General features: G+C 67.5%; 10 protein-coding genes. All 10 read left to right on the top strand.

Annotated features, from left to right (window positions below; genetic code table 11):
• The first annotated feature begins 231 nt into the window (after positions 1-231).
• The 10 genes from LC490_RS17850 (at position 232) to LC490_RS17810 (ending at position 13,103) form a co-directional block, all read left to right on the top strand.
• The gene (locus tag LC490_RS17850; protein WP_223621065.1) at positions 232-1,860 is read left to right on the top strand and encodes a TldD/PmbA family protein; all 1,629 of its coding nucleotides are present in this window, start codon (positions 232-234) and stop codon (positions 1,858-1,860) included.
• A 21-nt stretch (positions 1,861-1,881) separates the two neighbouring features.
• Complete coding sequence (locus LC490_RS17845) at positions 1,882-3,216, top strand: TldD/PmbA family protein (protein WP_031373391.1); 1,335 nt, start codon at positions 1,882-1,884, stop codon at positions 3,214-3,216.
• A gap of 99 nt (positions 3,217-3,315) precedes the next feature.
• Positions 3,316-4,941, top strand: coding sequence for a TldD/PmbA family protein (locus LC490_RS17840; RefSeq protein ID WP_223621064.1), 1,626 nt, complete (start codon positions 3,316-3,318; stop codon positions 4,939-4,941).
• 101 nt (positions 4,942-5,042) lie between these two features.
• Positions 5,043-5,720 carry a DUF4159 domain-containing protein gene (locus LC490_RS17835; protein ID WP_223621132.1) on the top strand — a complete coding sequence of 226 codons (678 nt, stop codon included), beginning with the start codon at positions 5,043-5,045 and terminating at the stop codon, positions 5,718-5,720.
• A 61-nt stretch (positions 5,721-5,781) separates the two neighbouring features.
• Positions 5,782-5,910, top strand: a complete 129-nt coding sequence (locus tag LC490_RS24440; protein WP_255610992.1) for a hypothetical protein — start codon at positions 5,782-5,784, stop codon at positions 5,908-5,910.
• Between the two features lie 49 nt (positions 5,911-5,959).
• Positions 5,960-6,925 carry a MoxR family ATPase gene (locus tag LC490_RS17830; RefSeq protein ID WP_223621131.1) on the top strand — a complete coding sequence of 322 codons (966 nt, stop codon included), beginning with the start codon at positions 5,960-5,962 and terminating at the stop codon, positions 6,923-6,925.
• A 19-nt stretch (positions 6,926-6,944) separates the two neighbouring features.
• Positions 6,945-7,850, top strand: coding sequence for a DUF58 domain-containing protein (locus LC490_RS17825; protein ID WP_223621063.1), 906 nt, complete (start codon positions 6,945-6,947; stop codon positions 7,848-7,850).
• A complete protein-coding gene (locus tag LC490_RS17820; protein WP_223621062.1) occupies positions 7,847-9,022 on the top strand; it encodes a BatA domain-containing protein in 1,176 nt (391 codons plus the stop codon). The genes LC490_RS17825 and LC490_RS17820 overlap by 4 nt, the downstream gene beginning before the upstream one ends.
• Entirely contained in the window at positions 9,019-11,223 is a 2,205-nt protein-coding gene (locus tag LC490_RS17815) for a DUF4175 domain-containing protein (RefSeq protein WP_223621061.1), read from the top strand. Before LC490_RS17820 ends, LC490_RS17815 begins: the two co-directional genes overlap by 4 nt.
• The gene (locus LC490_RS17810; protein ID WP_223621060.1) at positions 11,220-13,103 is read left to right on the top strand and encodes a carboxypeptidase regulatory-like domain-containing protein; all 1,884 of its coding nucleotides are present in this window, start codon (positions 11,220-11,222) and stop codon (positions 13,101-13,103) included. Before LC490_RS17815 ends, LC490_RS17810 begins: the two co-directional genes overlap by 4 nt.
• Positions 13,104-13,757 lie beyond the last annotated feature (654 nt).

Below are 13,757 nucleotides of genomic sequence, written 5' to 3'. Positions count from 1 at the left end.
CCAGGTGGCGGGCGGCAAGGGAGGCGAAATACCGCGAAATAAGATGAATCGCTGCGCCTGGCGTCTCGTATCGGCAACCCCGATCGGCGCAACGGCGGCATCGCGAGTCACTGTCTCCCGGCACTTGACTGCCCGCGCAGGCACTGCGCACATTCCGAGAGGTGACTTTCATCCATGCCTTGCGGCGGCAACCAGCACTGCCGATCGGGCCCACAACGGCGGAACAATCTCGTGGATAGACGCAACTTCCTGACCATGTCGGGGCTCGGCATCGCCGGGCTGATGATTCCCTACGGCAGCGCGATCGCCGCCGAAGCCCTGTTGACGCCGCTGGATGTGGCCAAGAAAAAAGTGCTTGCCGACACCGCGCTGACCGCGGCGAAAGGCGCCGGCGCAACTTACTGCGATGTACGCATCGGCCGTTATCTGCGCCAGTTCGTCATCACCCGCGAGGACAAGGTCCAGAACGTGGTCAACACCGAGTCGACCGGCATCGGCATCCGCGTGCTGGTCGACGGCGCCTGGGGCTTCGCCGCGACCAATCAGTTGAACGCCAAGAGCGTGGCCGAGGCGGCGCAGCAGGCCGCTGCCATCGCGCGTGCGAACTCCAAGACCCAGACCCAGCCGGTGGTGTTGGCCAAGACCCCGGGCGTCGGCGAGGTGGCGTGGAAGACGCCGATCCGCAAGAACGCCATGGAAGTGCCGATCAAGGACAAGGTCGACCTGTTGCTCGGCGTCAACGCCGCCGCGGTCAAGGCCGGCGCCGACTTCGTCAACTCGATGCTGTTCCTGGTCAACGAACAGAAATACTTCGCTTCGACCGACGGCTCCTACATCGACCAGGACGTGCACCGCATCTGGGCGCCGATGACGATCACCGCGATCGACAAGGCCAGCGGCAAATTCCGCACCCGCGAAGGCCTGTCCTCGCCGATGGGCATGGGCTTCGAGTACCTCGACGGCGCCGCTTCGGGCAAGACCGTCTCGCCGAACGGCGTGGTCAACTACAGCAACTCCTACGACATGCTCGAAGACGCGGTCGCCGCCGCCAAGCAGGCGCGGCAGAAGCTCACCGCACCGTCGGTCAAGCCGGGCAAGTACGACCTGGTGCTGGACCCTTCGCACACCTGGCTGACTATCCACGAATCGATCGGCCATCCGCTCGAGCTCGACCGGGTGCTCGGTTACGAGGCCAACTTCGCCGGCACCAGTTTCGCCACCGTCGACAAGGTCAAGAGCGGTTTCAAGTACGGCAGCGACCAGGTCACGGTGTTCGCCGACAAGACTCAGCAAGGCAGCCTCGGCGCGGTCGGCTTCGACGACGAGGGCGTCAAGACCAAGCGCTGGAACCTGATCAAGGACGGCATCCTGGTCGACTACCAGACCATCCGCGACCAGGCCCACATCCTGGGCAAGAGCGAGTCCGACGGCTGCTGCTACGCCGATTCCTGGTCGAGCGTGCAGTTCCAGCGCATGGCCAACGTGTCGCTGGCGCCGGGCAAGAACAAGCTCAGCGTCGCCGACATGATCAAGGACGTCGAGAACGGCATCTACATCGTCGGCGACGGCTCGTTCTCGATCGATCAGCAGCGCTACAACGCCCAGTTCGGCGGCCAGCTGTTCTACGAGATCAAGAACGGCAAGATCACCGGCATGCTGGAAGACGTGGCCTACCAGATCCGCACCCCGGAATTCTGGAACTCCTGCGCCGCGGTCTGCGACGAAAGCGACTACCGCCTCGGCGGCTCGTTCTTCGACGGCAAGGGCCAGCCGGGCCAGGTCTCGGCGGTCTCGCACGGTTCCAGCACGGCGCGCTTCAACGGCGTCAACGTCATCAACACCGCCCGCAAGCTCGGCTGACCGGCGCAGGAGAATCCACCCATGAGCATCTTCACCGAAGCCGAAGCCAAGGCCATCCTCGACAAGGTCCTGGCGCTGTCCAAGGCGGACGAGTGCACCGCGACCCTGACCGGTTCGATCGCCGGCAACATCCGTTTCGCTCTCAACAACGTGTCGACCAGCGGCATCGTCAGCAACAGCAACCTGGCCGTGCAGTCGGCCTTCGGCAACCGCGTCGGCACCGCCAGCATCAACGAGTTCGACGATGCCGCGCTGGAACGCGTGGTCCGCCGCGCCGAAGACCTGGCCAGGCTGGCGCCGGAAAACCCGGAGTTCATGCCGGCGATCGACAAGCAGAGCTATAAGCCGAGCCCGACCTTCAGCGCTTCGACCGCGGCGATCACGCCCGAATTCCGCGCGCAGGTCGCGGCAGACTCGATCGCGCCGTGCCGCGAAGGCAAGCTCACCGCCGCTGGCTTCCTCGAAGACGGCCAGAGCTTCGTCGCGGTGGCCAACAGCAAGGGCAACTTCGGCTACCAGCAGGCCACCAACTTCGACTACACCTGCACCGTGCGCACCGACGACGGCCGCGGTTCCGGCTGGGTCGGGCGCAATCTCAAGGACGCCAGCGAGTTCAAGGCCGACAACGAAGTGCGCATCGCCATGCGCAAGGCCACCGAGTCGGCCGAGGCCAAGGCGCTGGAGCCGGGCAAGTACACGGTGATCCTGGAGCCGGCCGCGGCCGCCGGGCTGATCTCGTTCATGATGAATTTCTTCGATGCGCGCCAGGCCGACGAGGGTCGCAGCTTCCTGTCGAAGAAGGGCGGCGGCAACAAGCTCGGCGAGCAGGTCTACGACCCGCGCGTCAACATCAGCGCCGACCCCTGGGACCCGCGGGCTCCGGTGCTGCCGTGGGACGCACAGGGCCTGGCTCGCGAGAAGATGTCGGTGGTCGAGAACGGCAAGGTCGCCGCCCTGGATTACTCGCGCTTCTGGGCCAAGAAACAGGGCAAGCGCGCGGTCGGCACGCCCGGCAACCTGCTCATGGCAGGCGGCGACAAGTCCACCGCCGAGCTGATCAAGGGCACCCAGAAGGGCATCCTGGTCACCCGCACCTGGTACATCCGCATGGTCGACCCGCAGACCGTGCTGCTGACCGGCCTGACCCGCGACGGCACCTTCTACATCGAGAACGGCGTGATCAAGCACCCGGTGAAGAATTTCCGCTTCAACGAATCGCCGGTGATCATGCTCAACAACATCGAGGAACTCGGGCGGCCGGTGCGCGTGGCCGGCGATGAGTCTTCGTTCGTGATGATGATCCCGCCGATGAAGCTGCGCGATTTCACCTTCACCTCGTTGTCGGACGCGGTCTGATTCACCTTTGAACGGCGGCGCGGCCGGCGATCCGGCGCGCCGCCTGCCCTGGTTCGCTGTGACAGCGTGCCGCCGAGCCAGCCGAACCCGAGCCGCCCGATGCAACGACGCGATTTCCTCAGTTTCACCGGCCTCGGCCTGGCCGGCCTCGCGCTTCCCTACGGCCGCGTTATCGCTGCCGAGGCCTTGCTGGAGCCGGCCGACCTCGCGCGCCGGCGACGCCTGGCCGACACCGCCTTGAACGCCGCGCGCGAAGGCGGAGCGGATTATTGCGACGTGCGCATCGGCCGCTACCTGCGCCAATCGGTGGTGACCCGCGAAGCGCAGGTCCGCAACATCGTCAACGGCGAATCCGCCGGTGTCGGCATCCGCGTACTGAGCCAGGGCGCGTGGGGCTTCGCCGCCACCGACGCCTCGACCCCGGACGCGGTCGCTGCCGCCACGCGCCAGGCGCTGGCGATCGCTCGCGCCAATGCGCGCATACAGACGCGCAAGGTCGAGCTGGCGCCGGTCGCCGGCGTCGGCGAAACGCGCTGGGCCACGCCGCTGCGCAAGAACGCGATGGCGGTGCCGATCAAGGAAAAAGTCGAGCTGTTGCTCGGCGTCAACGCCGCCGCGCTCAAGGCCGGCGCCGACTACGTCAACTCGACCTTGTTCGTGATCAACGAACAGAAGTATTTCGCGTCCAGCGACGGCAGCTACATCGACCAGGACATCCACCGCATCTGGCTGCCGCTGACCGCGACCGCGGTCGACAAGGCCAGCGGCAAGTTCCGCACCCGCGACGGCCTGTCGGCGCCGATGGGCATGGGCTACGAATACCTCGACGCCGATCCGGCCGGCAAGGTCGCGTTGCCTGGCGGCCTGACCGGCTACGGCCGCTCCTACGACGTGATGGAAGACGCGGTCGCCGCCGCCAAGCACGCCCGCGCCAAGCTCAAGGCGCCGTCGGTGAAGCCAGGCAAGTACGACCTGGTGCTGGACCCGTCGAACCTGTTCCTGACCATCCACGAGAACGTCGGCCACCCGCTCGAACTCGACCGTGTGCTCGGCTACGAGGCCAATTACGCCGGCACCAGTTTCGCCACCCTCGACAAGCGCGAACAGGGCTATCGCTACGGCAGCGAACGGGTCAACTTCGTCGCCGATAAAACCCGTCCCGGCAGCCTCGGCGCGGTCGGCTACGACGACGAAGGCGTCAAGACCCGCGAGTGGGACCTGATCCGCGACGGCATCCTGGTCGACTACCAGGCCACCCGCGACGAGGCGCATCTGCTCGGCCATAAACAGTCGCACGGTTGCAGCTATGCCGATTCCTGGTCGAGCGTGCAGTTCCAGCGCATGGCCAACGTCTCGCTGAAGCCGGGCAAGCAGCCATTGAGCGTGGCCGAGATGATCAAGGGCGTCGAGCGCGGCCTGTACGTGCACGGCCGCGGTTCGTATTCGATCGACCAGCAACGCTACAACGCCCAGTTCGGCGGTCAGTTGTTCTACGAGATCAAGAACGGCCAGGTCACCGGCATGGTCGAGGATGCCGCCTACCAGATCCGCACCCCTGAGTTCTGGAACGCCTGTGTGGCGATCTGCGACGAGCGCGATTTCCGCCTCGGCGGCTCGTTCTTCGACGGCAAGGGCCAGCCGAGCCAGGTCTCGGCGGTCTCGCACGGGTCGAGCACGACGCGCTTCAACGGCGTCAACATCATCAACACCGCGCGTGCGCTGTAGCCGATGGGGTTGAGGCAGGGCATGGTCGTTCCAGGCCGCATCGCGGCAACCCAGACCGACGCAGGCAGGGCCCGGTGAACCGGGCGCAGTTCCTGCGGTTGATGCTCGGCGGCGCTGCCGGCGCCTGGTTGGCGCACTCGCCGTTGGCGCGGGCTGCCCGCGCCGACTACGACTTCTGGTTCACCCGGCTCAAGTACGACTCCGGCGACTGGGACGTCGACCAGCGCATGCCGGCCAACCTGATCACCTCCTTGATCGACTACACCAACCTGAGGGTCGACCCGAAAGAGCACGTGCTCGCCTTGGCCGACCCGAAGATGCTCGGCGCGCCGTTCTGTTACCTGGCCGGGCACAAGCTGGTCGAGTTCAACACCGACGAGCGCCGTAACTTCGAGCGCTACGTGCGCAACGGCGGCTTCGTCTTCGTCGACGACTGCAACCACGACATCGACGGCCTGTTCGCGAAGTCCTTCGAAGAGCAGATGGCGAGGATCTTCGGTGCCAAGGCCTTGCGCCGGTTGCCGAAGAACCACCCCATCTACCGCAGCTTCTTCGTTTTCGACGGCCCGCCGGCGACCGGCTTCGAACTCAACGGCTGGGGCGACGACCTGGTCCACGACTACCTGCAAGGCATCGAGATCGACGGTCGCCTGGGCGTGCTGTACAGCAACAAAGATTACGGCTGCGAATGGGACTACGACTGGCGCAACAAACGCTTCCTGGCCGAGGACAACACCAAGTTCGCGGTCAATATCGTCATGTATGCGTTGGGGGCTTGAGATTCGGGATTTGGAAATCGGGAATCGGGAATCGAGGGCAGGCAGTAGCGAAGCGAACACGATGAAGCGCGTGCTCGCTGTTGCCCCCTTTGACAAAGGGGGCGGCGACCGCGCAGCGGACGCGGGGGATTTGCTGTTGCTGTTGTTGCTTGAAAAACGCGGAGCGAATCTGCACTGGCTTTCGGGATAAAGAAATGAACACGAACGTGGCAACCGGCGGCAACGAAGCCGAACTGAAAATGCAGCTCGATCGCTTGGGCGCCCTGCGCGAAGCGATCGCCCAGGCGATCGTCGGCCAGCACGAGGTGGTCGAGCAATTGCTGATCGGCCTGCTGGCTGGCGGCCACTGCCTGCTCGAAGGCGTGCCGGGCCTCGGCAAGACCCTGCTGGTGCGCTCGCTGGGACAGGCGCTGGAGCTGCAGTTCAGGCGCGTGCAGTTCACCCCCGACCTGATGCCCAGCGATATCCTAGGCACCGAGTTGCTCGAAGAAGACCACGGCACCGGCCATCGCCATTTCCGCTTCCAGCCCGGGCCGATCTTCACGAATCTGCTGCTGGCCGACGAACTCAACCGCACGCCGCCGAAGACCCAGGCCGCGCTGCTCGAAGCGATGCAGGAGCGCACGGTCAGCTATGCCGGCGTGACCCACGCCCTGCCGGCGCCGTTCTTCGTCCTGGCGACCCAGAACCCGCTCGAACAGGCCGGCACTTATCCCTTGCCGGAAGCGCAGCTCGACCGCTTCCTGCTGCATATCCGCGTCGGCTATCCGAGCGAGCGCGAAGAGCACGACATTCTGTTGCAGACCACCGGCACGCGCAGCGCCGAGGTGCCGCGGGTGATGGGCGGCGAAGAGATGATCGCTTTGCAAGCGCGGGTACGCGAGGTGCATCTGGGCGACGACCTGCTGGTCTGGATCACGCGACTGGTGCGCGCCAGCCGTCCCGACGAGAGCGCCTTGCCGGAGGTGCGGCAATGGGTGAAGTGGGGCGCCGGCCCGCGTGCGGGCCAGTCGCTAGTGTTGGCGGCGAAGGCGAGGGCGCTGCTGCATGGGCGTTATGCGGCGACCCGCGAGGACATCCTCGCCCTGGCCGCGCCGGTGATGCGTCACCGCCTGCTGCTGTCGTTCGCCGCCGAGGCCGAGCTCAAGAGCGCCGACGACGTCATCGCCGCGTTGCTGCGCGGCGTACCGTTCCCGAGCGCTTGAGCACAGGCGCCGGAGCCTCGTGAAGGATTTCATTCCACCGTCGGTGCGGGCGCGCCTGCGCAGCTTGCGCCTGCTGTCGCGGCGCGCAGTCGGCACCCATGGCATCGGCCTGCACAACAGCCGCAGCCGCGGCGCGGGGCTCGAATTCGCCCAGTACCGCGCCTACGAGCCCGGCGACGAATTGCGCCAGGTCGATTGGAAATTGTATGCGCGCTCGGACCGGTTCTTCGTGCGCGAAGCCGAGCGCGAAAGTCCGCTCGCGGTCTGGTTGCTGGTCGACGCCACCGCGTCGATGAACCAGTGCGATGCGGCGCGCCCGGATTGGTCGAGGCTCGACGCGGCTAAGGCTCTGGCCGCGTGCGTGGCCGAGTTGGCGTTGCGTCAGGGCGACCGCTTCGGTTTGATCGCGCTGCGCGAGGACGGTGTGCGCCTGGTCGCGCCTGCGACCGGTGCGCGCCAACGCGACCGCTTGTGGTTGGAACTGCATGCATTGTCGGCGCAGGGCGCCTGGCCGGCCGCGCAACGGCTGCGGCCGCTGTGGGAGCGCATCGCCGCCGGCGACCTGGTGCTGATGATCGGCGACGGTTTCGACGACGGCAGCGAGGAGGGCGCCGTCGCGATCGCCGAGCGGCTCGCATCGGCGCGACGCGAAGTGCTGAGCATTCGCATCCTGACCGCGGAAGAACGCGACTTCCCGTTCCGCGGCGGCTACCGCTTCCGCGACCCGGAAACCGGCGAAGAATTGCTCGGCGACGGCGCGGCCTTGCGCGACGAGTTCCTTGTGCGGTTCGCCGCCGCGCGCAAAGCGCTCGATGCGCGCCTGGACGCAAGCGGCATCCGCCATACCGAGTACGTGCTCGACGAGGCGCTCGATCTGCCGCTGCGACGCTTGTTCGGCGCCCGCGACATGGCGGAGCAGACGTGAACCTGAGCCTGCTGCTGCCCGCCGCGCTGGCCGCGCTGGCGGCTTTGCTACTGCCGCTGTTGATCCATCTCGCGCGGCGCAGCGAGCAGCGCCCGACCGATTTCGCCGCCCTGCGTTGGCTGCGGCAGCGGCCGAAGCCGCGTCACCGCATCCGCTTCGACGAATGGCCGCTGCTGCTGCTGCGCCTGTTGCTGCTGGCCTTGATCGCGCTGTGGCTGGCGCGGCCGGTGTTGTTCGGCGCCGAGAGCGCGCGGCCGTGGATCGTGGTCGCACCCGGCGTCGACGCACAGGCCGCACGCGCCCAGGCTGCCGCATCCGATGCGCGCCTGCACTGGCTCGCGCCGGGTTTTCCGCGTATCGATGCTGCCGCGCCGCAGCGGTCCGCGCCGCTGTCGAGCCTGCTGCGTGAGCTCGACGCGGACCTGCCGGCTGCAGCGGCGCTGACCGTGTTCGTGCCCGAGCGCATGGGCGGCGCCGACGGACAACGGCCGCAGTTGTCGCGGCCGGTCGAATGGCGGGTCGTGCCGGGCCCGACGCCGGCCGCGACTCCGGCCAGCGCGATGGCCGCGCCGTCGCCGGCGATCCGCTATGCCGCCGATCGCGCAGCGGCGCTGCCGTATCTGCGCGCGGCGATCGCCGCCTGGCGCGATCCGACAGCGGACGATCGCTCGACCGAATCGGTCGCGCCCAGCACCGAGGCTTGGCCGGCCGACAGCCGCGAGTTGATCTGGTTGGCGCCCGGCGCTGTGCCGGCGCAGGTGCGCGAGTTCGCCCGCAACGGCGGGCGCGTGCTGCTCGATGCGGCCAGCGAATGGCCGCGCGATGCCTCATCGCTGCCTGCGCCGTTGTGGCGCGACGCGTCCGGTGCGGTCCTGGTCGAGGGCGTCGCGTTCGGCCGTGGCCGGCTCATGCGCTTGACCCGTGCGCTGGCGCCACAGGTCATGCCGGAGTTGCTCGAACCGGGTTTCCCGCAACGCTTGCGCGGCTTGTTCGAGCCGACCGCTCCCGCGCCTTCCTGGGTCTCGGCTAAAGACCATGCACCGGCGACTGGAGGCGCGTCTTATGCCTTGCCGCCGCGCGAGCTGCGCTTGTGGTTGGCGCTGTTGATCGCATTGGTGTTCGTGCTCGAACGCTGGCTGGCGACGCGCGCACGACGCGGAGCGACGCCATGACCGCGGCGACGATCCTTGCCGGCCGGCTGCGTTCGGCGCGCACCCGCCGCGCCCTCGATCTGGCCCTGTGCCTGTTGCCGTCGGTCGTGGTCGGCGCGGCCTTGGCCTGGCGCTTGTGGGGTGTTTCGGCTGCACTGTCGCTGGCGGCAGTGCTATGCGCGGCGCTCGCCGCTTTCGTCTGGAGTAAGGCCCGGCGCCTCGACGAGGCTTGGCTCGCGCGACGCCTCAACGCCACCCGCAGCGACATGGACGACAGCGCCGATCTGTTGTTCGCATCGGGCGAGGACTTGAACGGCTTGCAGCGCTTGCAACAGGCGCGGCTGCGCGAACGCATCGAAACTGCAAACGGTCCCGAGCTGGGCCCGGGGTGGTCGGCACGGCGCCTGCTCGTGTCGGCGCTCGCTGCGTTGCTGGGCTTGATCGCGATCGGCCTGTGGCCACGTGCGCAGAGCGGCGCGCGCGATCTCGAAGCCTTGTCGCCGGCGCCGCAGGTCGCCGCCTTGCCCGGACAGCCACGGCTGATCGAACAAGGCCTGCGCATCGATCCACCGGCGTATACGCACATGCCGCCGCGCAGCGAACCCACCCTCGAAGGGCGCGTGCCCGAGAACGCGCGCTTGCGCTGGAACCTGCGTTTCGAGCCGCAGCCGAGCGCGGCCGAGCTGGTCTTCCACGACGGCCAGCGCTTGGCGCTCGCACGCCAGGGCGACGGGCGCTGGAGCGCCGAGCGCGTGCTGGCCAAGCCGGCCTTGTATCGCATCGTCGCCGCAGGCGCGCCGGATGCGCAGACGCGCCGTCTGTACCGGCTCGACGTCACCGTCGACCGCGTTCCGCAGTTGCGCGTGCTCGAACCCGATCGCGGCCTGAGCCTGATGAGCGCGGGGCAGCGCAACTGGCCGCTGGAGTTCGAAGCCAGCGACGATTACGGACTGGCCGCGAATGCACAGTTGCGCATCACCCTGGCCCAGGGCAGTGGCGAGAACATCACCTTCCGCGAGCAGCGCCTCAGTCTGCGCGGCAGCGGCACGGCGACCGCCAAGCGTTATGCGCAGCGTCTCGACCTGGCCAGCCTCGGCTTCGCCAGCGGCGACGACCTGATCGTCCAGCTCAGCGTCGACGACAATCGCTCGCCGAAGCCGCAGACGGCGCAGAGCCCGAGCCTGATCCTGCGCTGGCCGGCCGACCTCGGCAGCGAGGCGACGGGCCTGGACGGCATGGTCAAGACCACCTTGCCGGCGTATTTCCGCAGCCAGCGCCAGATCATCATCGACGCCGAGGCCTTGATCGCGCAGCGGCGCAAACTCGACGAAGCGCGGTTTATCGAACGCTCCGACGCGATCGGCGTCGATCAGCGCCTGTTGCGCCTGCGCTACGGCCAGTTCCTCGGCGAAGAATCCGAGGGCGCACCGCAGTTGCCGACCAACGACCGCGACGAACCCGAACCGCACGACGAGCATACGGCTGCGGATAAGGGCCAGGGGCAGAGCGCGAATGCCTCCGCGCCGGACGAACACGATGAGCATACGCATACGCCGAAGCCGGCGGCGCCTACCTTCGGCGAGGAAGGCTCGGTGCTGGAGCAGTTCGGCCATACCCACGATCACGCCGAAGCCGCGACCTTGCTCGATCCGGACACGCGCAAGCTGCTCAAAGCCGCGCTCGACGAGATGTGGCAGTCGGAACTGCATCTGCGCCAGGGCCATCCGCAGCAGGCGCTGCCGTATGCGCACAAGGCGTTGGGCTTCATCAAGAAAGTGCAGCAGGCCACGCGCATCTACCTGGCCCGGGTCGGCCCCGAGTTGCCGCCGATCGACGAAAGCCGCCGTTTGAGCGGCGAACGCGCCGGACTGGCGCGACGCGGCGAGATGCTGGCCGCGGCGAGGGCAGCCGATCCCTTGCTCGAATCGCTGTGGCGCGAGCTGGAGCAAAGCACGCGCGCGAGCAAGCCGACCCCGATCGATTACACCGGTCTGCAGCGTTGGTTGCGCGAGCACGAGTCGCGAGTAGCCGACCCCTTGGCCTTCGCCGCCGCCTTCGATGCCCTGCGCAACGAACCCGAATGCCTGCGTTGTCGCGCTGAGCTGCGGCGACTGCTGTGGCCGCTGCTGACGCGGCCGCCGGCGAGCGTGCAACGGCGAGGGCAGGGCGACGCGGTCGACCGGCGTTACTTCGAAGCCTTGCAACAGGAGGCCCGGCGATGATCGGCGCCATCGATCTCGACAGCGGCCTGCAAGGCAGCCTCGAAACCGCGATCGCCGGGTTGCTCGGCCTCGCCGTCGTGCTGGCGATGGCGAGCCTGATCCTGCGGAAATACCGCGCCGAGGTCGGGATGCGTGCGCGTGGTTGGCGGCTCGCATTGTTGCTGATCGCGCAACCGCTGATGGCGGCGTTGCTGTATCTCGCGCTGTTCCCGCCGCTCGTATACAGCGACGCCGGCAGCATGGTGGTGGCGACGGCCGGTGCGAGCGCGAGCGACGCCACGATCGCCGGCGAGACCCGCATCGCCTTGCCCGAAGCCACGGCTTCGACCGACGGCGAACGCGTACCCGACCTCGCCACGGCGTTGCGCCGCCATCCCGGCACCCAACGGCTGCGCCTGCTCGGCGCCGGCCTGGAGCTGCGCGATCGCCATGCCGCGCGCGGGCTGACGATCGAATGGCAGCCGACGCCGTTGCCGCGCGGACTGAGCGGCCTGTGGGCGCCGCGCGAAGTCGCGGCCGGCGGCGGGTTCAGCGTGACCGGAAGTGTCGCAGCGATGCCCGGTGCGGTGGTGGAATTACTAGACCCGGGTCTGCAACGCGTCGACCGCGCCGCCTTGGCGGCGGATGGCGGCTTCCGCGTCGGCGCCATCGCACGCATTCCGGGCTTGATGAATTTCAGGCTGCGTTTGCGCGATGCGCGCCAGAACGTCGCCGAAGAGATCGAGCTGCCTTTGTCGGTGGTCGCCGATACGCCGCCGCGAGTGCTGGTGCTGGCTGGCGCACCGAATCCGGAACTGAAGTACCTGCGACGCTGGGCCTTGGACGCGGGGATCAAGCTGCATACCCAGGTCGATGCCGGCGCTGGGCTGCGGCTCGGCGATGCGCCGCTGAACTTGAACGCCTCGACCTTGGCCGGTTTCGATCTGGTCGTGCTGGACGAACGCGTCTGGGAAGGCCTGGGCGAATCGCAGCGTGCCGCCTTGCTCGGCGCCATGCGCGACGGCCTCGGCGTGCTGCTGCGCATCGGCGGCCCTTTGTCGCCACGCATGCGTACGCAGCTGCGGGCGCTGGGCTTCGAACTCGGGGCCGGCGCAGACTCGGTGGAAGTGCGTTTGCCGCCATCGAGCGCGGATGAAGAAGCGACCCGCGCCCGCATCGGCCCGGGCACGACCGACGCGCCGCGTGCCCGCGATGAGGCGGTGGCGGAGTTGCCGGTACTGAATCGACGTGCGCTCACACTCGATGGCGCGGGTTCGCACAGTCTGTTGCGCGGTGCGGACGGCAAGGCTTTCGCCAGTTGGCGCAGCGCCGGCCGTGGCCGGCTCGGTGTGTGGACCCTGAGCGACAGCTTCCGCCTGACCCTGGCCGGTCGCGACGATCTGCATGGGCAATGGTGGAGTGCCGCTTTTGGCGCGTTGGCGCGGGCTCAGCCGAAGCCGATGCTGCGGATCGATGGCGAGGCGCGTCAGGACCGGCGGGTCTCGCTGTGCGGCTTGAGCGCTGGGGCGCAGGTGCGTACACCGCAAGGCGATGACATCGATGTGCTGATCGATCCGGCCAGCGGTAGCGAACGCTGCGCCGCCTTCTGGCCGACCGACGCGGGTTGGCATGTGTTGCGCCAAGGCGAGCGCGTGCAGCCCTTCGCGGTGCGCGGCCGCGATGAGGCGCCGGGCTTGCGTGCTGGCGAGGTGCGTGAGGCGACTTTGCTGTTGATGGCGCAGGCGAAGGTCGCGAGTGCTTCGGCCCCTCTGTTTGCCGCGTCGTCGACGCAGGCGCAACGGGGTTCGTCCTGGCCGTGGTTTCTGAGCTGGCTGTTCGTCAGCGCGGGAGTGTGGTGGTTAGAGCGTTCGCGGCGCGGACGTATCGCGCAGGCCGAATAGTGGTAGGCGACGAATCCAAAGGGTAGGAGCGGCGTCCTGCTGGATTTCCTTCGGTCACAAGCCGCGACCGCGCCGCTGGCGGTTGCTGCGGTTCTTACCGCAAAGCGGTGAAGCGACATCTAAAGCTTCCGTCCGCTAACGCGGCCGGGTTACTTTCTTTTGCTAAGCCCAAAAGAAAGGTAACCAAAGAAAAGGGCTCTCCTTGACGAAGCTCCCTTGCGAGCACTCAGCTGGCGCCGGGATTTTCCGATAAGACATCCTTGTCTTATCGGAAAACGGCGCACGTCCTGTGCGCCGCCCTCCGGGTCTCCAGGCGTTCTCGCGAGCTCGATGCTGCGCCAAGCTCATCACGGCAATGGCAATGGCAACGGCAACGGTGATCGGCCTCTGTAGGAGCGGCGTGAGCCGCGACCACGAACTGTGGATGGCGACGATATTTCGCAGGCGGCGTCAAATCCCGTCTTCGGTCGTTGCTTTAGCCTTGGCTGTTGTTGTGCGACGTTTCGCACTAGCGAAGGCAATCGAAGACCCGGAGGGCGGCTCGCAGGGACGCGAGCCGTTTTTCATCGGGACAGGGATGTCCCGTATGTAGAGCCCTGCGAAAGCACCGCTCGTGCGGGCCCTTGATTCAAAGAGAAGCATTTTTCTTTGGTT

Origin of the sequence: Lysobacter sp. ESA13C, from assembly GCF_019970005.1 — a bacterium.
Lineage (GTDB): Bacteria > Pseudomonadota > Gammaproteobacteria > Xanthomonadales > Xanthomonadaceae > Lysobacter > Lysobacter antibioticus_B.
This window is presented reverse-complemented; position numbering and strand designations above follow the sequence as displayed.